The 22,931-nt window shown below is 69.8% G+C and carries 24 protein-coding genes; 14 read left to right on the forward strand and 10 right to left on the reverse strand.

Translation table 11 applies throughout. The features are described from left to right. Positions 1-76 precede the first annotated feature (76 nt). A complete protein-coding gene (locus GF068_RS30480; protein WP_206079583.1) occupies positions 77-637 on the forward strand; it encodes a hypothetical protein in 561 nt (186 codons plus the stop codon). 33 nt (positions 638-670) lie between these two features. Here the strand turns inward: GF068_RS30480 and GF068_RS30485 are convergent, their stop codons facing one another. Genes GF068_RS30485 through GF068_RS43800 form a run of 4 tightly spaced genes read right to left on the reverse strand, consistent with a single transcriptional unit; the run spans position 671 to position 3,179 of the window. Further along, positions 671-1,303, reverse strand: coding sequence for a hypothetical protein (locus GF068_RS30485; protein ID WP_153823011.1), 633 nt, complete (start codon positions 1,301-1,303; stop codon positions 671-673). Further along, on the reverse strand, positions 1,300-1,908 hold the full coding sequence (locus GF068_RS30490) for a hypothetical protein (RefSeq protein ID WP_153823012.1): 609 nt from the start codon (positions 1,906-1,908) through the stop codon (positions 1,300-1,302). Before GF068_RS30490 ends, GF068_RS30485 begins: the two co-directional genes overlap by 4 nt. A gap of 26 nt (positions 1,909-1,934) precedes the next feature. Beyond that, positions 1,935-2,537: a hypothetical protein gene (locus GF068_RS30495; RefSeq protein WP_153823013.1), complete on the reverse strand. Its 603-nt coding sequence runs from the start codon at positions 2,535-2,537 to the stop codon at positions 1,935-1,937. A gap of 57 nt (positions 2,538-2,594) precedes the next feature. Continuing rightward, positions 2,595-3,179, reverse strand: a complete 585-nt coding sequence (locus tag GF068_RS43800) for a hypothetical protein (protein ID WP_170319761.1) — start codon at positions 3,177-3,179, stop codon at positions 2,595-2,597. A gap of 176 nt (positions 3,180-3,355) precedes the next feature. On the opposite strand from GF068_RS43800, the gene GF068_RS43805 reads away from it, so the two are divergent. Continuing rightward, positions 3,356-3,895 carry a DUF4142 domain-containing protein gene (locus tag GF068_RS43805; protein WP_170319762.1) on the forward strand — a complete coding sequence of 180 codons (540 nt, stop codon included), beginning with the start codon at positions 3,356-3,358 and terminating at the stop codon, positions 3,893-3,895. 31 nt (positions 3,896-3,926) lie between these two features. Here GF068_RS43805 and GF068_RS30510 read toward each other — a convergent pair whose 3' ends face one another. Further along, positions 3,927-4,700: a VOC family protein gene (locus GF068_RS30510; protein ID WP_153823016.1), complete on the reverse strand. Its 774-nt coding sequence runs from the start codon at positions 4,698-4,700 to the stop codon at positions 3,927-3,929. Positions 4,701-4,850: 150 nt separating this feature from the next. Between GF068_RS30510 and GF068_RS30515 the strand changes: the two genes are divergently transcribed. The 4 genes from GF068_RS30515 (at position 4,851) to GF068_RS43810 (ending at position 9,451) form a co-directional block, all read left to right on the forward strand. Then, positions 4,851-5,918, forward strand: a complete 1,068-nt coding sequence (locus GF068_RS30515; protein WP_153823017.1) for a prephenate dehydrogenase/arogenate dehydrogenase family protein — start codon at positions 4,851-4,853, stop codon at positions 5,916-5,918. A gap of 66 nt (positions 5,919-5,984) precedes the next feature. Next, positions 5,985-7,118 carry a 3-deoxy-7-phosphoheptulonate synthase gene (locus GF068_RS30520; RefSeq protein WP_153823018.1) on the forward strand — a complete coding sequence of 378 codons (1,134 nt, stop codon included), beginning with the start codon at positions 5,985-5,987 and terminating at the stop codon, positions 7,116-7,118. Then, on the forward strand, positions 7,115-7,957 hold the full coding sequence (pheA, locus tag GF068_RS30525) for a prephenate dehydratase (RefSeq protein WP_153823019.1): 843 nt from the start codon (positions 7,115-7,117) through the stop codon (positions 7,955-7,957). Before GF068_RS30520 ends, pheA begins: the two co-directional genes overlap by 4 nt. Before the next feature lie 45 nt (positions 7,958-8,002). Beyond that, on the forward strand, positions 8,003-9,451 hold the full coding sequence (locus tag GF068_RS43810; RefSeq protein WP_170319763.1) for a lamin tail domain-containing protein: 1,449 nt from the start codon (positions 8,003-8,005) through the stop codon (positions 9,449-9,451). A gap of 7 nt (positions 9,452-9,458) precedes the next feature. Here the strand turns inward: GF068_RS43810 and GF068_RS30535 are convergent, their stop codons facing one another. Beyond that, positions 9,459-10,394 (reverse strand): sigma-70 family RNA polymerase sigma factor, encoded by a 936-nt coding sequence (locus GF068_RS30535; RefSeq protein WP_170319742.1) that lies wholly within the window; start codon positions 10,392-10,394, stop codon positions 9,459-9,461. Continuing rightward, positions 10,391-11,719, reverse strand: coding sequence for a phytoene desaturase family protein (locus GF068_RS30540; protein WP_153823020.1), 1,329 nt, complete (start codon positions 11,717-11,719; stop codon positions 10,391-10,393). The genes GF068_RS30535 and GF068_RS30540 overlap by 4 nt, the downstream gene beginning before the upstream one ends. Positions 11,720-11,945: 226 nt before the next feature. Here GF068_RS30540 and GF068_RS30545 point away from each other — a divergent pair, with 226 nt between their 5' ends. Then, positions 11,946-12,986, forward strand: a complete 1,041-nt coding sequence (locus GF068_RS30545) for a hypothetical protein (protein ID WP_153823021.1) — start codon at positions 11,946-11,948, stop codon at positions 12,984-12,986. A gap of 35 nt (positions 12,987-13,021) precedes the next feature. On the opposite strand, the gene GF068_RS30550 is transcribed toward GF068_RS30545, so the two are convergent. Continuing rightward, on the reverse strand, positions 13,022-13,309 hold the full coding sequence (locus GF068_RS30550) for a hypothetical protein (protein WP_153823022.1): 288 nt from the start codon (positions 13,307-13,309) through the stop codon (positions 13,022-13,024). A 107-nt stretch (positions 13,310-13,416) separates the two neighbouring features. On the opposite strand from GF068_RS30550, the gene GF068_RS30555 reads away from it, so the two are divergent. The 5 genes from GF068_RS30555 (at position 13,417) to GF068_RS47190 (ending at position 18,375) form a co-directional block, all read left to right on the forward strand. Next, complete coding sequence (locus tag GF068_RS30555; protein WP_153823023.1) at positions 13,417-14,589, forward strand: hypothetical protein; 1,173 nt, start codon at positions 13,417-13,419, stop codon at positions 14,587-14,589. Then, positions 14,586-14,990, forward strand: coding sequence for a hypothetical protein (locus tag GF068_RS30560; RefSeq protein WP_153823024.1), 405 nt, complete (start codon positions 14,586-14,588; stop codon positions 14,988-14,990). Before GF068_RS30555 ends, GF068_RS30560 begins: the two co-directional genes overlap by 4 nt. Positions 14,991-15,562: 572 nt before the next feature. Beyond that, a complete protein-coding gene (locus tag GF068_RS30565) occupies positions 15,563-16,270 on the forward strand; it encodes a hypothetical protein (protein WP_153823025.1) in 708 nt (235 codons plus the stop codon). A gap of 246 nt (positions 16,271-16,516) precedes the next feature. Then, positions 16,517-17,677, forward strand: a complete 1,161-nt coding sequence (locus tag GF068_RS30570) for an FIST signal transduction protein (protein ID WP_153823026.1) — start codon at positions 16,517-16,519, stop codon at positions 17,675-17,677. 2 nt (positions 17,678-17,679) lie between these two features. Then, positions 17,680-18,375, forward strand: a complete 696-nt coding sequence (locus GF068_RS47190; RefSeq protein WP_153823027.1) for an STAS domain-containing protein — start codon at positions 17,680-17,682, stop codon at positions 18,373-18,375. On the opposite strand, the gene GF068_RS30580 is transcribed toward GF068_RS47190, so the two are convergent. Then, entirely contained in the window at positions 18,344-19,864 is a 1,521-nt protein-coding gene (locus tag GF068_RS30580; protein WP_153823028.1) for an ATP-binding cassette domain-containing protein, read from the reverse strand. The genes GF068_RS47190 and GF068_RS30580 overlap by 32 nt on opposite strands. A gap of 239 nt (positions 19,865-20,103) precedes the next feature. Between GF068_RS30580 and GF068_RS46535 the strand changes: the two genes are divergently transcribed. Further along, positions 20,104-21,000 carry a fibro-slime domain-containing protein gene (locus GF068_RS46535; protein ID WP_153823029.1) on the forward strand — a complete coding sequence of 299 codons (897 nt, stop codon included), beginning with the start codon at positions 20,104-20,106 and terminating at the stop codon, positions 20,998-21,000. Here the strand turns inward: GF068_RS46535 and GF068_RS30590 are convergent. Further along, the gene (locus GF068_RS30590; RefSeq protein WP_153823030.1) at positions 20,987-21,469 is read right to left on the reverse strand and encodes an STAS/SEC14 domain-containing protein; all 483 of its coding nucleotides are present in this window, start codon (positions 21,467-21,469) and stop codon (positions 20,987-20,989) included. The two genes, GF068_RS46535 and GF068_RS30590, sit on opposite strands and share 14 nt — an antisense overlap. A gap of 136 nt (positions 21,470-21,605) precedes the next feature. On the opposite strand from GF068_RS30590, the gene GF068_RS30595 reads away from it, so the two are divergent. Further along, positions 21,606-22,874: a PAS domain-containing protein gene (locus tag GF068_RS30595; RefSeq protein WP_153823031.1), complete on the forward strand. Its 1,269-nt coding sequence runs from the start codon at positions 21,606-21,608 to the stop codon at positions 22,872-22,874. Positions 22,875-22,931 lie beyond the last annotated feature (57 nt).

Raw genomic sequence — 22,931 nt, forward strand, 5'->3', positions numbered from 1 at the left:
GCATCCATGAAAAGCCGACTTCCACGGTCGAGGGTTCCGTGGTTCCATGTTCGCGTTACCCGAGGGGAGGAATCTCATGGCCACGACGACGACGGAGACGATGGGCACGAGCGAGCGCGGCGGGCGCGCCGCGGGCGTACGAAACCTGGATGATCTTGCGAAGCTCTCGAGCGCCGAGCTCGAGCGGCTCTACCGCGAGGCCCCCGCGCCCACGGGCGTCGAGCGCCTGGTCGGGACGCCGAAGGGCCGCATGCTCGCCGTCCGCGGCACCGACGGCACGAAGCTCTTCTCGCTCCTCGGGCTCCTCGCGTCCCGCAGGCGCTTTCCCTGGGATGGAAAGAGCTTCGGCGCGCTCAGCCCGAGCGAGGGCACCGGCATCAACCGGATCAAGCTGCTCCCGCTGCGCTTCGACTTGTTCCCGTTCCGCACGCGGATCGAGCCCTCCGCGGTCGACGGCCGCCCCTGCGTCTACCTCGACTACGAGCAACCGAAGAACCCCTTCTTCATCGCCCGGATCCGCGACGAGATCCGCGAGGTCGCGCCGGATCTCTGGCTCGGCCCTGCCATGGCGAAGACGAAGAAGGGCGCCGTCCACGTCCTCTGGTTCGCCGTCGACTTCGGGCAACCGTCCTCCTGAGGCCGCCGTCTGCCTCGAGCGGGCGGGCGCGCCTCAATCGTAGCTGCACTGCTCGCCGCGGGCCTCCGCCCACGCGGACGAAAACGCCCCCTCCGTGTAGGCCTTGCAGCTCTGCCCCTCGTCGCTCGTGTAATTTCGCGTGAATTCGGAGAACCGCGCGTCGCAGCAGGCCTGGAAGGACGCGCCGCAGAACGCCTGTGCCGGGCGCGGGAGGTATTCGCCGGCGTCCACGCCTCCGAGGTCGATCGACAGATCACAATAAAGCTGGCCCGTGATCTCCGCGATGATCTCCCCCTCGCGGCAGCAGGACGCGCCGCAACGCGCCCAGATGCCGTGGAGCTCCTCGATCACGCCGGAGACGCTCCCGGCGTGCTTGCAGGCTGCGCCGCGGCCTCGACCCATCCGGCGCGGGGGACGGTTTCGGCGCGCGCGCCGGAGGATACGCTCGGCGACCTGCTCGAGGTGCGCGCAACGCGCCTCGCCCGCGGCCCCTCGCGCCATCGCGCGACCGGGCCCGCGCCCCTCCTCGAATGCGGCGCGCTCCTGCGCCCCCTGGCAGGCCCGAGGAGGCTGCCCCGGCTCTGCCGAGGCGTCCCCCCCGAGCCCCACGAAGCCCATCACGAAGAGACCGAGGGCCCATTTCATGATCGCGGCGCTCGCCTTCATTGCCGGTAGCTGCACACGCTGTTCCGCGATTGCGTCCACGTCGCGCGGAACCTGCCTTGCGTGTACGGCCTGCACGAGCCGAAGAGGCCCTGGTACGCCGGCGTGACGCTCTGGAACGTGTCCCGGCAACACGCCTGCGCCGTGGCCCCGCAGAAGCCCATGGGCCGCTGCACCAGGAAATTCGTCAACCGCACCCCGCCGAGCGCGATCGAGAGATCACAGTAGAGCTTGCCCATGATCCACCCGACGAGCTCCCCCTCGTCACAACACGCGATCGCGCACAGGGTCCAGGTCTCGTCGACCTGCTCCACGGCGCCCACGAGCGTGCCCACCGTGCGGCATACGACGTAATCGTCGGAGCCGGGCGGCAGGGTGACGTTTTGCAGGGTCTCCATGACCACGGACGAGAACCGCTCCAGGTTCCCGCACGAGGCCACCGAGTTCCATGCCTGCTGCACGAGGGAGCGGCCGGACAGGAGGCCAGCCTCGAAGGCCCGCGTGTCGCGTGGCGCGCTGCACCCGAGCGGCACCTCTTGCGCCGCGGCATTGCCGGAGAGCCCGAGCAGGGCCATCAGAACCCCGAACATCGAAGCTTCGCGTCTCATCGGAAACCTCCTCCTCGCCTTCGGCTTCACGGGGCGGGGTTGTAGGTGCACTGGTTGTTGCGCGTCTGGTGCCACACCGGCGTGAACGAGTCCCTCGTGTACGCGCCGCACATCGGGTAATTTTGCGTGTAACCCATGAACTCGGCGTCGCAGCCGATCTGGAAAGCCAGCCCGCAGGTCCGCACCGGGAACCGGATGATGTCCTGCGCGAGGCCGAGGCCGCCGAGGCTGATGGACAGATCGCAGTACATCTTGCCGCCGATGCGCGCGATGAGCTCACCCTCCTTCCGGCATTCCCAGTCGCAGCGATTCCACGTCTGGTCGACCACCGCCTCGGCGCCTTGCACGATCCCGGCCACGCGGCAGAGGACGTAGGTGCTCGACTCCTGCGGGATCTCGACGTCGTCGATATTTCGCATCACCAGGTTCGCGAAGTCCTCGATGCGGTCGCAATCGTTCACCGCGTTCCAGGCCGACTCGATGAGGCTCTCGCCGGACTGCACCCCTGCGTGGAAGGCCCGCCGGTCCCGGGGCCTCGAACAAAGCGCGGGTGGCACCACCGCGAGCGCCTCGCCGGCGATACAGAGCCCCACGAGAAGCACGCCCAGCGACATTCCGTTCACCTTCATGGATCCCCCCTCTCGCTCTTTCCCCTCGTCCTTCATCCCCGCGCGGACGCGTGGCCTTCAGCGGCCCATGCAGATCTCCGCCTCGATCAGGTCCAGAAACCGCGTATACATCGTCACTTCCATCCCGAGCACCTCGCGCTCCGCGCTCTCGACCTCCGCCCTGCAGGCGCGCGACTCGAGGCGCCCGAGAAAACCGTAATCGATGTCGAACACGGCCCTCGTGTTCGAAGTGGTGACGAGGCCGCCGCCCGTGTCGAGCATGGCGACGAAGGTGGCCATGGCGATCCGGGAGACCGTCCCCAGCGAGGGCGCCTGGAATGCCGGGTCGTCGCATTGCGCATAATCCCGCCGGAGCCGCTCGACGGCGTTCTCGTAGATCCCCTCGTAATAACACCGCTTCATGTCGGCGGTCCCGGTCCAGGTCGCGGCGAGGTTCGAGAGCGCCGCCACGAGGGCGTCCTCCGCCCCCGGGAGCTCGTCCGCATTGCAATTCACGCGCGCCATCACCTGGCCCACGGCGATCTCGCTCGTATTTCGGCCGAAGTTGCGCGCGTCGGTGCACGTCTGGAAAGGTTGCGCGAGCCCGATCGCGGATATCGCCATGCATGCCGCCGCCGCAGCGGCGCCCACGAGCTTCTTCATCACCATCCTCCAATCCGCCGTTCCGTGCGCCGTTCCGAGTGCAGACGTCATGCCCGGAACGATGCGCGGCCGGGTGCCAGGAGGCATTGCAGCACTCCCGGAGGACGGCCCACGGTCGCAGGCTTCATTCAGGACATCCGGCGCTCCGTTCGAGAGCCGGGGGAGGGGAGTTCACCATGAAGAAGCTGGTCATGGCGGCGATGCTCGCCGCGATGGGTATGTCGTCCATTCCGGTCCTGGCCGAGGAGCCGGTCGAGGAAGTGGCCTCCGAGCTCTCGGCGGCGCACGACGACAAGAAGTTCGTGCAGGTCATGGCGCACGAGAACCTCATCGCGGTGCGGGCCGCGAGGATCGCCGTGCGGAAGGCGCGGAACAGCAAGGTCGAGGCGCTCGCCCTGCAGGAGCTCGCCGAGCACGCCGACGTGAACGAGGAGCTCGAGGCGCTCGCGAAGAAACACGGCGTGCAGATGCCGACCGCGCTCCATCCTGTGGTCGCGGATCTGCTCCAGCGCCTCGCGAACCTCCAGGGAAATCGGTTCGACAGGGCCTACCTGCACATCGTGATCGAGGGGCACCAGTTCGACGTGGCGATCCTCTCGCAGGCATTGCTCTCCCAGGATGAGGACGTGAAGGCGTTCGCCGCGAAGAACCTGCCCATCCTGCGGCGGCACCTGCAAGCGGCGCAGGAGATCCTCCGCGCCTTGCCGGCGGAGTGAACGAGGGGCCCCGGGCCCGCGCCCTCTCGGATCAGCGGCGCCGCTCTGCGTATACCGAGAACGTCGCGCCCTGCGGGTCTGCGAGCACGGCGATCGTCCCTGTCACGCCGATGTCCCGCGGCGGCATGTAGACCTTGGCGCCGAGCGCCTTCGCGCGGGTCACCGCGTCCTCCGCGTTCTCCACCGTGAAATACGAGCCCCAGTTCGGCGGCACCGGCCCCCAGCTCGGGTCGATCTTCAGCATCCCGCCCACGTGCTCGCCGTTCACGATCCACTCCGTGTACGACGCGTCGCCGCCGGTCGACCAGCCGAAGAGCGCCGTGTAAAACGCTTTTGCGCGCTCCGGATCGGTGGTCTGGAGCTCGAACCAGGAGGGCGCGCCGACCTCGCCCCACAACGTCGCGCCGATGTGTTTCCCCGGCTGCCACAGGAAAAACACGGCGCCCAGGGGATCGGCGAGGATCACCATACGCCCGGAGTCGTTCACGTCGAATGCGGGCGCGAGGATCGTCGCTCCCAGCGAGGCGGCCTTCTCCGCGGCGGCGCTCGCGTCGGCCACGGAGACGTACACGTTCCAGTGCGGCGGGATCCCGCGCGACGCCTCCTCGGGCGGCTGCCCGCCGAGCCCCGCGACGTCGTGCTCGCCCTTCCGGAGCATCGTGTACACGCCGGCGTGGTTGTACGGCATGTCCGCGGCGCTCCAGCCGAAGAGCGCCGTGTAAAACGCCTTGGCCGCCGCGGGATCCGTGGTCATCAGGTCCGTCCAGCAGAACTGGCCGGGTGCGTACGAGCTCTTGATCGTCATCGTTTGTCCCTCCGTCGGGGCGGCATTCTACACAACGCGGACGTCGTGTCACCTGTCCTTGACGGATCCATTTTCTCGCGCGGCGACCCCTCGCGCACCGGCCTGTCCATCCGCTATGCTTCGCGTGGGGATACGGCCAGAGGACGCGTCATGACGACCGTGGCACTGCTCGGATTCGGCCGCTTCGGCGCGGCCATCGCCTCGCTCCTCCGGGACGCGGACATCGACGTGCGCGCCTTCGACTTTCGATCCCCCGTGCCGGACGAAATGCGCGCCGATTCTCTCCCGGATCTCGTCCGGGGCCGCGACGTCGTCGTCGTCGCCGTCCCGGTCACCGCCATGCGCGGCGCGTTCGAATCGATGCGCCCGCTGCTCTCGCCCTCGCAGATCGTCGTGGACGTCGGCAGCGTCAAGCTCGGCCCCTCCGCCGCCATGGCGCAGGTCTTCGGCGCCGAGATCCCGTGGGTCGCGACGCACCCCATGTTCGGCCCGATCAGCCTCTCCCGGGGGGAGCGCCCGCTCGTCGCGGTGGTATGTCCGAGCGAGGCGCACCCGAGGGCCGTCGAGCGGGTCGTCCGGCTTTACGAGCGAATCGGGTGCACGGTCGTGCTCGAGGACGAGGCCACGCACGATCGCGGCATGGCCTGGACACACGCGCTCGCCTTCTTCGTGGCCAAGGGCATGCTCGACGCGGGCGCGCCGCTCGACATCCCCTACGCGCCGCCCTCCTTCCAGGCGCTCGCGCGCACGGTGGAGGCGGCGCGCTCCGACGCGGGGCACCTCTATGCCGCCCTGCACCGCGAGAACCCTTATGCCGCCGAGGCGCGCCGGAAGCTGCTCGAGGCCCTGCTCGCGGCCGATCACAACCTCTCCGGCACGGACGGCCCGCCGCCGCCATCGTCCTCGCTCATTTTATTGCCCTCCAAGGGTGGACCCGAGGCCTTGCGCGAGACGCGGGAGCTCATCGACGAGCTCGATCGGGAGCTCGTCGACCTCCTCGGCCGCAGGGCCCAGCTCGCGCGGCGCGCGGCGCGCGAGAAGGCGCGGCTCGGCCGCCCCGTGCGGGATCCCGAGCGCGAGGCGGAGCTCTTCGCCGCGCGCATGCGCTGGGCGGCCGAGCTCGGGCTCGATCCGGCCTCGGTGCACGACATCTTCGACGCCATTCTCCAGTTTTCTCGGCGCTTGCAGCACGAATCACCTGCCGGGGAAGCGGGCTGATCTTTTTTCGGTCCTGCCGGGGCCGCTCCGGCATCGAACAGCCAAGGGACTTCAGGGGGAACTTCAATGATTGTCACGCTCGAGCCCGACGCGCCCGAGTCGCGCGCCGAGGCTGTCATCCGCCTCGCGGCCCGATATCCGGGGGTCTCCGTCCAGAAATTCGTCTTCAGGGGCGAGTCCACCTCGATCACCGAGGTGCACCTCATCGGCTCCACGCGCGCCGTGCCGACCGAGCCCTTCGAAAGCCTGCCCGGCGTGCGCAAGGTCATCCGGGTCTCCCGGAAATACCGCCTCATCGGCCGGCACCACGTGGACGCCGAGACGCACGGGTTCGAGTACAACGGCGTCTCCTTCGACGAGAAACGCGTCCACGTCTTCGCGGGCCTCTGCGCCGTCGACACCCGCGAGCACGTGGCCCAGATGATGGCCACGCTGAAGCAGGCCGGCATCCAGACGACCCGCATGGGCGCGTACAAGCCGCGCACGAGCCCCTACGATTTCCAGGGCCTCGGCAAGGCTTGTTTGCCCTGGGTCTTCGAGCTCGCGGGCAAGCACGACATCAAGGTGATCGCCATGGAGGTCACCGACGCGCGCCACATCGACGAGATCAACGCGGCCCTCGCCCTCGCGGGTGATCCGACCGGCGTCATGCTCCAGATCGGCACGCGCAACACCCAGAACTTCGAGCTCTTGAAGCAGGTCGGCCAGCAGCGTCGATTCCCGGTGCTCTTCAAGCGTGGCATGGGCATCTCGCTCGAGGAGTCGCTGAACGCCTGCGAATACGTGGCGAGCGAGGGGAACCCGAACATCGTCTTCTGCTTGCGCGGCGTGAAGACGCACCTCGGCGATCCTCATCGGAACCTCGTCGACTTCTCGCACGTGCCCGTCGTCCGCCGCCAGACGCGCCTGCCGGTGTGTATCGATCCCTCGCACGCCGTGGGCCGCCTGGACAACGCGCCCGACGGCATCCCGGACATCTTCCACGTCGTGGGGCAGGGGATCATCGCGGGCGCTTCCATGGTGCTCGTCGATTTCCACCCGCGGCCCGACGAGGCCCTCTGCGACGGCCCACAGGCCCTCGATCCCTCGTCATTGCCGCGTTTCGCGCGGTACGTGGAGAGCGCGCGGCTGGCCTACGAGGGGCTCGTCCGGGCCTACGGCGTGGGCCAGGCCGCGCCGGCGGAGCCACACGCCGCTTGATCGAGGCGCGCGGCGACGTGGACGGGATCTCGGTCGCCTGCCTCGGCCCCTCGGGCACCTTCAGCGAAGAGGCGGCCTCGCGCCATTTCGGCGAGGCCGCCTCGCCTCTCTTCTGCACCTCGATCGACGACATCTTCGACGTGGTGGAGGCCCGCGTGGCCACCTTCGGCGTCGTGCCCGTCGAGAACTCCCTCGAAGGCGCGATTGGCCATACCCTCGATCGCCTCGTCGCGTCGCCGAGCCGCATCTCCGGCGAGGTCGCGCTCCCCATCCGGCAGAACCTCCTCCGGCGCGCGTCGACCTTCGAGGGGATCACGCGCGTCTACGGGCACGCGCAATCCCTCGCGCAATGCCAGCGATTCTTGAAGGAGACCCTCCCTCTGGCCGAGCGCGTCGCGGTCTCCAGCAACGCCGAGGCGGCGCGGCTGGCCGCGCGCGAGCCGTGGGCCGCGGCGCTCGCGGGCCAACGCGCGGCGGCGATCCACGCGCTCGAGCTGCTCGCCGAGGGGGTCGAGGACGACCCGACGAACACCACGCGCTTTCTGGTGATCGGCGACACGAGCCCCGCGCCCTCGGGCCGCGACAAAACCTCGCTCGTCATGTCCGCGCCGAACCGCCCCGGCTCGATGGTCGCGCTCCTGCGTCCATTCTCGCGGCACGGGGTCAGCATGACCAAGCTCGAATCACGCCCCTCGCGGCGCGGGCTCTGGGACTACCTGTTTTTCGTGGACGTCGAGGGCCACGCCGAGGATGCCGCGGTGCGGCGCGCGCTCCTCGATCTCGACAAACGTGCTGGATTTTTGAAGCTGCTCGGCTCGTACCCGATGGCGCGTCCCTGAGAGAAACTTCGCCTTCCTCCCGGCTCCTCGCGTACCATGGAATCCATGGAATACGCGCACGGTTGGTCCAGGCTCGTCGTTCTCGCTTGTACGTTCGCGCTCGCCGCGACGCCCGCGTGTATGGCGCCTGCGGGCGACGAAGACGAATCGATCGCAGAGGAGTCGTTCGCCTATACCGTCCCGGCCAGGGGCACGGCGGCCACGCTCGACGTGGCGGGCTGGAACCTCGAGTGGTTCGGCGATTCGAGCCGCGGCCCCTCGAACGACACGCTCCAGCGGCAGAATGCGTACGACGTCATCCGCGGCGCGGACATGGACCTCTGGGGCGTCCAGGAGATCGTCAGCGTCTCGCAGTGGAACACGCTCAAATCGCAGCTCACCGGTTATGCGGGGTTCCTGTCGAACGACCCGATCGTGACGAGCGGCTCCTCGTATTACACCTCGTCCGAGCAGAAGCTCGGTTTCCTCTACAAAACCTCGGTCGCCTCCCTGAAGAGCGCGCGCCTCATCCTCACGGCGAACAACTACGATTTCGCCGGCCGTCCTCCGCTCGAGGTCAAGCTCTCGGTCACGCTGAACGGCAAGGGCGAGGATCTGGTCGTCATCGTCCTCCACATGAAGGCGATGAGTGATTCCACGAGCTACCAGCGGAGGCTCGCGGCCTCGAACGCGCTGAAATCGTACCTCGACGCGACGTACCCGACGCAGAAGGTGATCGTCGTCGGTGATTTCAACGACGACCTCGACAAGTCCATCTCGGGCAATACCACGCCCTACACGAACTTCCTGAACGACGCGGCCGACTACCAGTTCCCGACGAAGCTGCTCACGGACGCGAACATCTCCTCGACGTCGAGCGGCGGCGCGACGGTTGATCACCACCTCGCAACGAACGAGCTCGCCGCGGCCCTCGTCCCGGGCTCCGTCGAGGCCTACAAGCTCGGCGCCTACATCTCGAGTTACTCCTCCACCACGAGCGACCATTACCCCATCCTGAGCCGCTACACCTGGGCCGCGGCCACGCCCGCGCAGATCCTCGTCAACGAGATCTGCGCGAACGAGCCCGGGAGCAGCACCACGGGCGAGTTCGTCGAGCTCGTCAACATCGGCGGCTCCCCGGCGGACCTCGAGGGCTGGACGATCTCGGACTCCGCCTCGGTGCGTCACACGTTCGCCCCGGGCACGACGCTCGGGCCTGGCAAGAGCCTGGTCGTCTTCGGCGCGGCCGCGGGCATCCCCGCGGGCACGCCGAACGCCCTCGCGAGCTCGACGAACAACCTCGGCCTCGCGAACGCCGGCGACGCGGTGTACCTGCGGGACGCGACGGGCACGACGAAGGACTCGTTCAGCTACCCCTCGTCCCTCGCCGGGACCGACGGCGTCTCCATGAACCGCAGCCCCGACGCCGCCGAGAGCGCCACGTTCGTCCTGCACACGACCCTCGCGGGCACGGCGCGCTCGCCGGGGGTGCGGGCGGATGGAGGTTCATTCTGACCGAACCTCACCCCTCGACCGCCCGCACCGCCGTCAATTTCTTCGTCGCCAGCACCCAATAAACCGCGCGGATCGCGCCATCCTCCCCGATCTCGCATTGCAGAATGGATCGCGGCGCGATCTTCCGCATCGGCGGCCGCTCCAGCACGGCCGCGGGCATCCCGTTCACCATCCGGAACGAGACCCGCGCCCCGGCGTCCACCCGCTTCGCGAGCCCCACCATCAAGCGCCCCACCCGATCCCGCCCCACGATGGGCCTGCGCGCCGCGAAGAACTCGCCGCCGCCGTCGCTCAGGTGCCGGACCTCCGCGTGCAGCATCGATTCGAGCGCCGCGCCATCCCCGCTCCCGAGCGCCGCGAGGAACCGCCCGAGCGCCACGCGTGTCTTCTCCACGAGCTCGGGCGTGCGCCGCGTCCGGCTCGACTCGTAGTCCGAGAGCGCCCGCCGCGCCCGGTGGTGCATCGTCTTCACGGCCGTCTCCGTCATCCCCAGCGCCTCGGCCGCCTCCCGTACCGACCAGTCGAACACGTCGCAGAGCAGCACGATCGCCCGCTGCCGCGGCGTCAGCGCCTCCAGCGCCACCAGAAACGCCATCGACACGCTCTCCAGGAGGTCGTACCGACCCTCGGTCTCGACCGGCTCGATCCCGATCTCCTGCGCCGCGTCCTCCGCCGTCTCGACCGGCGACGGCAACCACGGCCCGTCGTACACGCGTCGTCGCCGCGCGCGCAACCGGTCGATCCCGAGGTTCACCGCCACCCGCGTCAGCCAGGGCCGCACGGGCTCGTCCGCGCGGGCCGGCGGGCGCTCGAGCGCGCGGAGGAGCGTCTCCTGCACGAGATCCTCCGCGTCCGCCGCCGACCCGGTCAATCGATAACAGAGCCCCCACAGGTAACGCCGGTGCTCCCGCGCGAGCTCATCGCCGTCCACGACCACGTTCACGCCCTCGCATCCAAGACCTTCCGCCCCGCGTCGCCAAGCACATTCGCCTCGCGCCGCGTGGCCACGAGCGCCGCCTCCCTCCCGCTCGCGAGGCTCGCGTCGGCGAGCATGCCCGCGGGCCCGACCCAGTCGCCCGCCACGAAGACCCCGGGCGCGCCCGGCACCGCGGGCCCGGGCCTGCCCCGCGCGCCTCCACGCGCCGCCTGCGGGAAATCGTGCGCCACCGTGATCGAAGGCAAGAACCGCCGCTCGACCACGAGCTCTCTCGCGCCCGGCTGCAGGCGCTCGAGCACGTCCTCGAGCTCGCGCTCCGCCTCCCGCGGATCCTCCTTCGCGCCGTACCGCGCCACGTGCACCACGGCGCCGCCCTCGGGCGCGAGCCGCGCGGACGCCGAGTGCACCGAGAAATAAAGCGGCCGATCGATCCCCAGCGCGAACGTGTTCCGCGGCGCCGGCAGCCGCGAGAGCGCGACGTCGAGGCAAGCCGCCGTGACGGGGATGGCCGCCGACGCCCACGCCGCGAGGGCCGGGACGTCCGGCAGGAGCGAGGACGCGAGGGTCGGGCTCGCGGCGATGATCACCACGTCCGCCGGGATCTCCCCCCCGTCCGCGAGCCGCACCGCCCGCACGCGCCCCGCCTCCCGCACGACGGACACGGCCTTCGCGCCCGCGACGAACTCCGCCCCTTGGGCCCGCGCGACCGCCGCGAGTCCCCGCACCATCGTCTGCCAGCCCTCGTGGATGTAGAGGACGCCGCGGGTCGTGGCGATCTGGAACTGCGCGATCGCCGCGTCCGTGGAGAGCCGCTCGAGGTCCGACGTGTACGTCGAGAGCCGGATGAGGGCGCGGATCACGTCCCGCGCCTCGGGCGTGCGGACCCTCTCGGCGAGGAAGGCCTCGAAGCTCGTCTGCGCGAGGCTCGTGAGGTCGAGCGAATCGAAGCGGGCGAGCAGCCGCGCGACCTCGATCTTCCCGGCGAGCGGCAGGAGCGACGACGTGAGCAGCGAGACCGGCCCGGTCGGCAGGGCCCGGAGCGCGTCGCCATCGAGCGCGTACGCGCCCCCGTTCAGCGTCGGCGCGGCCCCGTGGGTCTCGACGCCGAGCTCGGCGAGCACGTGTTCGGCCTCGCCGCCGCGGTAGAGCGCGTGGGGCCCGATGTTGAGCGCGTACCCCTTCTTCTCGTGGGTCGCCGCGCGCCCCCCGAGCTCCGTCGCCTTCTCCAGCACGGTCACCCTCCTGCCGGCCCGCGCCGCATACGCCGCCGCCGCGAGCCCCGCGAGCCCGCCGCCGATGACCACCACCCGAGCTGCCGTGTTCGTCGTCATGATCGCACCTCTCAGAGGAGGCACGATCGGGCCTGGCGAAAGGTTACGCGGAATCGTCCCCGCGCCCGCCGCAGGTGTAACCCACCGCCGTGTTTACCGTCCCAGCCTTCCATGGTAACTGCGGGCTCCATGTTGTCCTGTCGTGACGTTGCATGATCTCGCTCCCGTGGTGAGGTCGCGCCCGCGACGGCAGGGCGACGACGCAACAAGAAGGAGCTCGTACGAAATGCGAATCGCACATGTTCACGGCCTGCTGATGCTCTCGGCCGTGACGCTCGTGGGCGCTGGTTGTCAGAACTCGTCCAAGGAAGCGCCCCCGGCGCCCTCTGCGGCCCCGGCGAAGCCGAGCGCGGCGGCGCCGACTGCGGCGCAGACCCAGGCGGCGCCCGCGGCGCCCGCGCCTCCGGAGACGAAGGCCGGCGACACCTCGCACGCCACCAAGAAGCTCGGCAAGCCGCGCGCCAAGCTCGCGGGCAAGACCCTCAAGGTCGAGGCCTGCGGCCTCGGCGAGCATCTCGGCAACGCCCACATGCGAAAGGCGCACGTCGACGGCAATGGAGCCGCCTACATCTTCACGGACGACTCCACCGCGCGCCAGGTCGTCCCCACGGAGACGGGCTGCGGCCTCGCGGCGGGCGCCGTCATCCGGGGCAACCCCATGGCGCTGACGGCCGACGGGGTGGTGGTCACGACGGACGCGCCCAAGGGGGATTGCATGACCACGTCGTTCCACCCCTCGTTCTGGAAGGGGACGTTCCTCGGGAACAACGCCTACCTCGAGGACGGCGGCAAGCTCGTCGTGGAGACGCTCGGCGAGGGCGGCTGCAAGGTCGCGCCCTTCAAGGGCGAGAAGCCCGGGGGCCGGATCGCGAGCCTGGCGGCGACCGACCAGCACCTCCTGATGTTCGCGTTCCGCGGGAGCGGCAACGACGAGAACGCCGTGTGGCGGTTCAAGCACGACGGCACGCTCGTCGACAAGATCGGCCTCAAGGGCGACAAGACGTTGCTCGGCTGGGCGGAGAACGTCACCCCCTGCGGCGACGGCGTCTGCGTCGACTCGCTGGACAGCAAGCAGGTCTTCGTCTTCGACGCGAAGGGCGCGCACGTCGCCACGCACAAGCTCGCGGACGTGCCGGGTGGCGAGAAGCTCAAGCGCCTCGTCGACATCTTCGAGATCCCGGGCCACGGCGTGTACGTGCTCGCGCAGATGAAAGACGGAGCGAACGGCCGCGACATCCTCCGGCTGGACGGCATGTACACGAAGTAAAAAGCGGCAAACGCCGCGTGTGGTCTCGCCTGCCTCTACCGGCGGGCGAGCCACTCGAGGAGGGCGACGAGGACGGCGAGCCCGGCGATCGGGAGCGCGATCCAGCCGAGGAAGGTGATCCAGCGGTTGCGGAGGGAGCGACCGCCGCGGTCTTCGCAGGCGAGGCAGATGGCCCAGACGCGGGCGCCGCCCTCGGTGAGGACGCAACAATCGCCGCAGACGGGGGCGTGACAACGAGCGCAGGGGCCGGCGGCGACGGCGCCGCAGCGGGCGCAACGGGCGACGGGGGGGCCGTCGTCGTGGTGGATCAGGCCGCCGGGCATGGGGGGAGTGTAGCGCAGGTGTCGTGTGAGGCGACCCGCGGGGCACGGCGCCGGCCCGTTGATCTGGCGATTCGGGTGGCAGTTGAGCTAACGTCCCGCAGGTCGAGATGATCCACGAACGCATCCCATTCGTGCGGCCCGTGTTCCGCGGAGCCCGCTTCGAGGGCCACGCACTCCCCGTGGAGGTGCTGGGCGAGCTCGTCGCCTACCGGGACCTCGTCGTGGAGCTCGCGCGGCACCTGTTCCTGACGAGTACGCCGGGGCGCGCACGAGTCCCTCGAGGTTTTTTCGAGTCGTTTCAGATCGCCATTACCGGCATTGGCGAAGGGAGCACGATTCCCGAGGTCGACCGCATTCGACCCCCGCGCGACCAGACGCCGCCCGTGCTACCGGAGACACCGGACTATTTCGACGAGGCTCGGGATCTCGTGGAGCTTGTGATCGCATGCGCGAGCCGACGCGAGCCGGTCCCGCCAGCCTTCCCCTTCACGCTGATGCCGCGCTTGCAGCGGATGGGCCGCTCGCTCCGACCGGATGAATCCATCGAGCTCCGAGCTCCGGGCAAACCGTCCGGGCCACGCCTCGACCGCACGATCCGCAGGCGGCTCATGCTGCAAGAGGAGACGAGCATCGAGGACGACTTCGACGTCATCGGCGAGATCGTGGGAGGGCACAAGGATCGGCGCCTCTTGTTCGTGCGGCTCGACGACGGGCACGAGATCGAAATCACCCGCGAACCAGGCGATGTTCAGAAGCTCCTCACATTCAGCGGGCGACGTGTTCGCGTGGTCGGAGAGGGATTGTTCAATCGCGAGGAGCGGCTGGAGCGCGTGCTCCGGGTCGAGGACCTGGACGTGGTCGGCGTCGAGCATGCCGACGCGGAGGATCCGCCGGCCGAGCGCCCGTCGCCCATTGATGATCAGATCGACGATCTTCGCGCGCTCCCCCCGGACTGGTACGAGCAAGGCACGCCGGCGCTCGATCCGGAGGGACTGGAGCGACTCCGGCGGTTCTTGCACAAGGTGGTCGAAGGCGTCGCGGTGCCACGGCCCTATCTCTACCCCACACCCGAGGGTGGAGCGCGCGCAGAGTGGTCCCTGGGTGGCTGGGACGTGAGCGCCACCTTCGATCTTCGCGCCGGACTCGCCGAGCTACACGCGGCCGAGCTCGCTGGTGAGGGGATGGCGGAGGAGCAGCTGTCCCTCGGGGAGCCAGATGCCGCGGTCTACATGCGTCGATTTTTACAAAGATTCATCGCTCTCGGAGGCTCCGCACGATGAGTTTCGAACCGGACAGGCGGCTTGCGGATCCGGATGAGTTGCTCCATCGGCAGGTGCATCCGACCTTCCTTCGTGATGGCCGAGTCACGAGCCAGGCGTTCGGCCCCACGCCAAAGGACGAGGGAGGGCTCTCCGTATCGCGGGACGCGCGTGCCTCTGCGGAGGAGGCGTACCGGCGCCACACGGAGCAGAAACAACTGAAGTCGGCGGGCGTCTGGAGCGTGACCGTCGGGGAATGCAACGGAATCGAGCTGAATGCGTACGAGGACGCGAAGCCCGAGGACGACGCGCACGCGCTGGTCGACTTCCGAGGCCTGTCCAAGGGGATGGTGGAGAAGAAGGCGAAGCAACTCGCGGAGATCGCGCGGCAGCGCGGGCGAACGTTTCCAGGCTCCCGTTGACGATCCATGCCCCCATGTCCGCCTGGGTCCCGGACCCAGGCCATGCAGACGCGAGCGTTTGCAGTCCCGTTCCTCCCTCGGCATCCCGCGTCAGATTCTCGTCAGACCTCGCTCCACTGCCTCGCAACGCTCGCGGAGCCGCTCCCCTTCCGGTTCCCCTTTCTCGGAACGCCTCCCGCCCTCGCGTCCGCGTCGGTTCCCCCTTCCCGGAACGCTCACCGATCCACCTCCAAGATCGTCTCCACTCTCTCGAAGCGCCCCCGTCCGCGCGTCCTGTCCGGTTCCCCTTGGTAGCAACGCCGATCGAAGCCGCACCCCGGACCGTTCCCCCGTCGTAAAACGTCTCAGGATCCGCTTCCGGGCGCGTTCCCATCTCTCGGACGCCCGCTCGGCCGTACCTCGCGGCTCTCTCCGCCGTTCTGGAACACGCGTTGCTCCGTTCCCGGGGGGCCTCCCGACATTTTCGTGCTCGGAGGATTCCGCCTGGTCACAAATGATCCGTTTCGATCGTCCAACACGCGAACCCGAGAGACCCCGCCGCCGTTTGCGAGGGGTAGGGGAAGAGAGGATCCATGCGCCACCTTCGTGAGACAGATGGAAGCCCCGTTCACCGCCGCCACATCAACTTTCACGCCACCATGTGCAAGGGCGTGAGCCCGCTCCACGACACGCTGCACATCGAGGCGACCGCCGGGGCCGCGAAGTTGCGGAGCAGCCAGCGCGCCCGCGAGGATGCCGAGGACATGGCCACCGCCGCGTACGCCGGGCTCATGCGCACGGAGGTGATGGTCGAGAATGCGATCCGCGAGGTCGACGCAGCCGCCCGGAAGCTCGACCGCAAGGATCCCGCCCTCGCGGCCCGACGTACCATCTTCCCCAAGGGCATGAGCCGGGTGATCAAGCCCGACGGCCAGGCGCAGCTCGACGTCTTGCCCGCCCTGCGCATCCGGATGGCGCCGTTCGTGGACAAGGGCGACATGGACGACGCCCTCGCCAGCCTCGATCACGCGGAGATGCTCCACCGCGCCGCCCTCGAGACCGTGCACCTGGCAAACGCCGAGGTCGACCTGCGGTTCGCCGAGGAGCGCGAGGCGCGGCGCCTGGTGCGCGAGCAACTCGCCAGCGCCCACGGCCGCCTGCGTGACCATTACAAGGCAACCCCGGCCGCCGCCGAGGCGTTTTTCCTCCGCGAGAAGTCCCCCGCGCGGTCGAAGCCCAAAGCGCCCACGAACCCCACCCCCCAGCCGAGCGTCCCCGCCACGCCATTGACGCCGGCCTGATCCCACCCCGCCTCTCCCTCCTCATTTTCCCCACCCCAATCAGGCCCACCCCGCGTACCTCGGGTCACCACCGCTGGATCGCGGTGCCACCGGCCCCTGGGACGAATCACAGCCTCACGTGACGCGCGCCGTCACGTGGAATCCTGCTTGAATGCCGATCGCGGCTCGTGGCAGGTTGGCTCTTCTCGGGTCCGCTCCTTTGCTTTCGCCCCCCTGCCGCGGGCCCGAAAACGGAAGGAGCGACCCATGCGAGCAGCGACCGCGAGTATCGTGCACGAGGACGCGGAGCGGGCCGGGAGAGAGGTCATCGCCGAGCTGCTCGACGAGCTCGGCGGCAAGCCCGATCTCGTCCTCGTCTTCGCTTCGGCGCGTTACGAGCCAGAGGCCCTGCTCCGCGGGATCTGGAGCCGCTTGCCCGAGGGCGTCGAGCTCGCCGGCTGCTCGAGCTGCGCCGAGATCGGCGCGGAGGAGGCGCTCAGCGGCTCGGTCACCGTGATGGGGATCCAGCTCGGCTCGGTTTCGTGCGCCACGCTCGTCGTCGAGCATATCCAGGGCCGGAGCCGCGAGGCCGGGCGCGAGCTCGGGGAGCGCGCACGGAGCTTCGAGCCAGGGCTGCTCATCGTGCTGCCCGACGGCATCGGGACCAACGGCGCGCAGTTGCTCGAAGGCCTGCAGGAGGTGGTCGGACGCCGCTTCCCCATCGTCGGCGGCGTCGCCGCGGACGAGCTCAGGTTCCAGAGGACCTGGGAGCTCCGCGGGCGGGAGGTCCTCCACGGCGGCGCGGTCGCGGTCGCGCTCAAGGGCGACATTTCGTTTTTCTCGGCCGCCAAGGGGGGATGGCAGCCGGTCGGCGCCGCGCGGACGTGCACGCGCGTGGAGAACGGAACGCTGCTCCTCGAGCTCGATGGGAGACCCGCGCTCGGCATTTACAAGGATTTCCTCGGCGAGCGCGCGGCGAACCTGGAGACCGCCGGGATCGAGTTCCCGCTCGGCGTGGTGGGCGGGATGCCCGGCGATTATCAGATGTCCGACGAGCAGATCCTGGTGGTGCGCGCGGTGCAGGGCGTGGACGAGGCGCGGCAGGGGCTCTTGCTCAGCGGCGAGATCCAGGAAGGGGCGCGGGTGCGGCTCACGCGCGGGACGAAGGAGGACCTCATCCAGAGCGCCGCGGGCGCCGTCGAGGAGGCCACGCGCGCGCTGCCGGGGGCGAGCCTCGCGCTCTTCTTCGATTGTGCAGGCCGGAAGGTGGTGCTCGGGCCGCGGTACAAGGACGAGGTCGAGGCGGCGTTCGCGCGGCTCGGGGACGTGCCGAGGATCGGGTTCTACACGTACGGCGAGCTCTCGCCCGTGCAGGGCGTGACCTTGCACCACGACGAGACGTTCACGATGATGCTCCTGAGGGCATAGGAGTGCGCTGCAGCCAGTGCGTGTTCGAGCGGGAAGGCGCAGGGGCGCCGCCGCTCCCGGAGTTCCTGGATCAATTCGCGTCGTGTGACGGCTGCCCGAAGCTCGCGGGGGCCGATCCGGTCGTCCTCTCGCTGTCGCAGCGGCTCCGCGAGGCCGGCCGGGCGCTGCGGAGAGCCGAGAGCCGGCTCCGGCAGCGAGAGCAGGAGCTCGCCGAGGAGCGCACGGCCCACGGCCGGTACGAGGCCCGCATGGCCGAGCTGGAGAGCCTCCACAAAGCGAGCACGACCGAGCTCGAAGCGCAGATCGCGCTCGCCGAGCGCCAGCGGGCCCAGATCGAGGAGCTGTCCACGCCGATGATCGACGTGGACGAAGGGGTCCTGGCGTTGCCGATCATCGGGGCGCTCGACGCGTGGCGCACGGCGAGCCTGACGGACGCGCTGCTCGCCGAGGTGCAGGCGCGGCGGGTGCGGCACGTGGTGCTCGATCTGACGGGGCTCCGGGAGGTGGACGCGGAGACGGCGGCGCTGCTCGTGCAGGTCTGCGCGGCCGTGCGCCTGCTCGGGGCCGAGGCGTGGCTGAGCGGGGTCCGCGGCGCCGTGGCGCAGGCCCTCGTCGAGATGGCAGGGGATCTGTCGGCGTTTTCGACGGTGCGGAGCGTGAAGGAGGTTATCCGGCGGTCTCGCGGGCTCGGTCGGTGAGGAGGACCCGGCCTCCCTCGATGCGCCACACCGTATTCGTCGCGCGCCGAGCGAACGAGGCGTCGTGGCTGACCATCACGATCGCCCCCGGATACCCTTCCAGGGCGCGCTCCAGCCGCTCCAGCGAGGGCAGGTCGAGGTGGTTCTCGGGCTCGTCGAGCAGGAGCGCCGAGGCCCTCCGGCCGAGGCCGAGCGCGATGGCGAGCTTGCGCGCCTCGCCCGGAGAAGGCTCGGCGGAGGCGAGCAGCCGCTCCGGATCCGTGCCCAGCGTGGCCACGAGCGAGAGGGCGCGCCCGCGCGCCTCGGGGCCGAGGGCGCGGACCTCCTCGAGCAGCGCCCGACGCGCGTCGGCCGGGAGATCCTGCGGCAGGTAGAGGACCTTTTCGCGCGGAACCTGGGCTCGGGACGAGAGCGCGCGGAGGAGCGTGCTCTTGCCCGCGCCATTCCGGCCCTCGATCCGGATGCGGCCGTCCCGCGGGACGGAGAGGCGCACGTCGCGGAGCAGCTCGGCCTCGCCCGCGCGAAGGACGGGCAGATCGAGGAGGAAGGGCCAGGCCTGCGTCGGGCGCTCCCAGCCGACGTAGATGTCGCCGCCGAGCTCCTTCTCGACGTGGTGCCGCTGGAGCTCGGCGACCGCCCGCTCGTGCTCGCCCCGCGCCACGCCGACCGTGCGCCCGGCGCGTTTCTCCGCGGAGCCGATCGCGAACTTCCGGAGCATGCCCCGGGCGTCGTGATCGTTCTTGTCCTTCATCTGCGTGCGCATGCTCCGCGCCGCGTCGATGGAGGCGTGCTCTCGCCGCGCCTCGGCGAGCTTACGCGCGGCGCGCCGCTCCTCGCCTTTCGCCGCCTCGCGCTCGCCCCGCGCGTGGGCCGCCTCCGCCTCCCAGGCGGCGCGCGCGTCGGCATATCGGCCGCGGTAGACGTGCACGCGGCGCTGATGAATCCGCAGCGTGGTCGTGGTGAGCGCGTCGAGCAGATGCCGATCGTGCGAGACCAGGACACCGACGCCGTCGAAGCGGCGCAGGGCCCCGAGCAAGAGCTTCTTGGCCTCGGCATCGAGGTGGTTCGCCGGCTCGTCGAGCAGGAGGATCTCCGGCGCCTCGGCGAGCGCCGCGCCGATCTGCCAGCGCTTGCGTTCGCCGGGCGAGAGCGTCGGCCAGCGCTCGAGGTCCTCGGCCGAGAGCTCGAGCCGCGCGCGCAGGGCGGCGGCCTCGCCGTCGGGATCCTCGGCGAAACGAAGGATCACGTCGGAGAGCGCGTCGACGGTCTGCGGGCAGAGGACCACGCGCGCGCCCGGCGGATCACGCCGCACGTGGCCGCGCTCGGGCTTCAGCGTGCCCGCGAAGAGGCCGAGCAGCGTGGTCTTCCCCGCGCCGTTTTCGCCGACGATCCCGGTCCAACCCGGGCCGAGGTGCAGCTCGACGTCCTCGAGGAGCGACACGGCGCTCCCATGGGAAAACGCCACGCGCAGCGCATGAAGCGATATCATATGTTCTCCTGAATCTGGGCCGGCGCTCCCGATGCGGTTTCCGCATTTCGTCGGGCAGGGCGCCGGGCGTCACGGCACGTTCACGGACGGCTGGATTCAGGAAAACAGGCGCAAGGGCGTGGTCCTCCGGAGGGGCGAGCAGGTTAGCAGCCTGCTTCTCCCTCGCAAGAATGAATTTCCGGCTGTACGCTCGCGTTCGTCCGCCAGCGCGGACACATCTGCTTCATCGAGGAGGAAAGATGCTCTTACGATCCACGGCCCTGACACTCACCCTGACCACATCGCTCCTTTTGACCGGCGCCACGATCGGCTGCAGCGGAGGCGGCGGAGATCCCAGCGGCAGCGCGGGGAACGGGAGCTCGTCCTCCGGAGGGCAGGGCGGGATGGGCCAGGGCGGGATGGGCCAGGGCGGGATGGGCCAGGGCGGCGAGGGTGGCATCATCTTCGTCGGCTCGGGCGGCTCGGGCGGCGGCGGAGGCGCGGGCGGCAACTGCACGCCGGAGCTCGTGGGTATCGTGCGCGATTTCAGGGGCTACCCGAACGGTCACCCCGATTTCGAGCATTTCGGCGGCGACGGGTACAAGGGCCTCGTGAAGTTCGACCTCGGGCCCGACAAGAAGCCCGTCTACGCCCCGGAGGGGCCCACGCCGCACTCGACGGGCGCGGCCGAGTTCGACCAGTGGTACCGCGACGTGGAGGGCGTGAACATGTCGATGCCCTTCCAGGTCACGCTGACCGAGGACCCGGCGACGGGCATCGCGACCTTCGAGAGCAACGCGTTTTTCCCGATCGACGACCAGCTCTTCGGCAACGAGGGCTTCGACCACAACTACGGGTTCACGTACGAGCTGCACATGACCTTCAAGTACCAGGGCGGCGAGACGTTCGCGTTCAGCGGCGACGACGACCTCTGGGTCTTCGTGAACAACCGCCTCGCCATCGATCTCGGCGGCCTGCACCCGCCGCAGAGCGACACGCTGAACCTGGACGCGAAGGCCGCAGAGCTCGGGATCGTCCCCGGCAACGAGTACGCGCTCGACTTCTTCCACGCCGAGCGCCACAGCACGGGGTCGAACTTCAAGATCCAGTCGACTCTGAGCTTCACGAACTGCGATCCGATCATCATCCCGAAGTGACGCGCGCCCGGGGCCTCGCCTGCGACGCGGGGCCGAGCTCGGCCCGCGTGGCATTCACCCACGCGAGGGCCTCGGCCTCCTCGTCGAAGAAGGCCGCCCGGAACTTGTCCTCGCCATAAAAGAGCCCGAGCGCCTTCGTGAAGAGCACCATGAGCGCGCGCATGTAGGCGCTCGCGCCGACGAACGCGATACCCGCGATATGGATCGACCTCGTATCCGCCGCCGCCGCCTTGCGCGTGGCCGGGCCCACGGCGTCGAGGTTCGTCACGTCGGCGATGACGAAATACCGCGCGTCGCCGACGAGCTCGTCCGACCACTGGAAGAGCGCGTCGATCACCTCGGCGCTCGCCGTGCCCACCCACCGGACGCGGACGAGGTCCGGAGGAAAGAAGCGCGCGTGGTGAGGGCCGATTTCCAGGGTCAGCTTTTGCTCGATGTCCATCATGTCCGGGCTCCAGAGGGCGCGCATCCTCGCACATCTCGGCCCCTCGGGTCCTCGAATGAGAACGCGCGTGATCGGCCCTCAGGAATCCCCCTACGGACATCCCCTGACGTCGCGGGAACCATGGTAGAGTCCCCCGAACGTACCTCCAGGGACCCTGCGGATGAACGTCGACCCCATCATCGGTGAGCTCCGGGACGAGAACGAGGCGCTCCGGCAGCGTGTGGCGCGCCTCGAGCGGGAGCGCGACGCGGCGAAGCTTTCGCTCGACGCGCAGAGGAAGGAGGCCACGACCGTCAACGCGATTTTCCGCGTCCTGCCGGACCTCTTCTTCCGGATGGAGAAGGACACGACGATCGTCGATTACCGGGCCCGGTCGGACAGCTCCCTGTACGTCCCCCCCGAGACGTTCCTCGGCAAGCGGATGACGGACCTGTTACCGCCGGAGGTGAGCGCCCACCTGGAGCGCGTTTTCCAGGAGGCGCTGGAGAGCGGGAAAGTGCGGGAGACCGAGTATTCACTCCCGATGGGCCCATCCGTGGAATGGTACGAGGCGCGTGTCGTCCCGCTGGAGGGTGAGCAGCTCGTGATGCTGGTACGCCAGACGACGGAGCAGCACCGCAACCGGGAGGCATTGAAGCGGCGAACCGACGAGCTGGAAGAATCGCTGCGCTCCGTCCGGCTCTTCCGCGCGCTCGCCGACAATGCGCCGACCGCCATCGCGGTGACGCAGGTGGGGAAGGAGCCGGTGTATTCGAACGACGCCTGGCGCGCGCTCTTCGGCGCGGCCGATGGTTATGCCGGCGTCGACGTCGCCGCATTCGTGGCCGAGGGCCGCGCGGCCGTGCAGCGCGAGCGAGGCCCAGGGGAGTGCGGCGCGCTCGGGGCGTTCCGGCGGGCCGACGGCTCGATCTTCCACGGGCACCTGACGGAGTTCACCTTGCACGAGGACGGCGGGCCGTCCCACGAGGCGTTCATCCTCACCGACGTGACGGCCACGCTCGCCGCCGAGGAGGAGCGGCGGGCGCTCGCAGAGCAGGTCATCGCGGCCCAACGCGAGGCGCTACGCGCGCTCTCCACGCCGCTCGTGCCGATCGCCCGGCACGTCGTCGCGGTCCCGCTGATCGGCAGCGTGAACGCCGAGCGCGCCGAGCGGCTGCTCGAGGTGTTGCTCGACGGCGTCGCGCAGCGCGGCGCCTCGGTGGTGCTGCTCGACGTGACCGGCGTCCCGCACGTGGACAACGACGCCGCCGACGCCATCACCCGCGCCGCGCGCGCCGTCGGCCTGCTCGGGGCCGAGCTCGTGTTGACCGGCGTGGGCCGCGACGTCGCGCGGACCCTCGTCGAGCTCGGCGCGGATCTCCGCGGGCTCGTGACGCTCGGCAGCCTCGAGCAGGGCATCGCGTACGGGATCGGCAAGAAGAAGCGCTGACGCCCGGCGCGCGGGGCGCGTGGTGGGGCTTCCCGCCGGGCGCGGCTCTGGTACAAG

Origin of the sequence: Polyangium spumosum (assembly GCF_009649845.1) — a bacterium.
GTDB lineage: Bacteria > Myxococcota_A > Polyangia > Polyangiales > Polyangiaceae > Polyangium > Polyangium spumosum.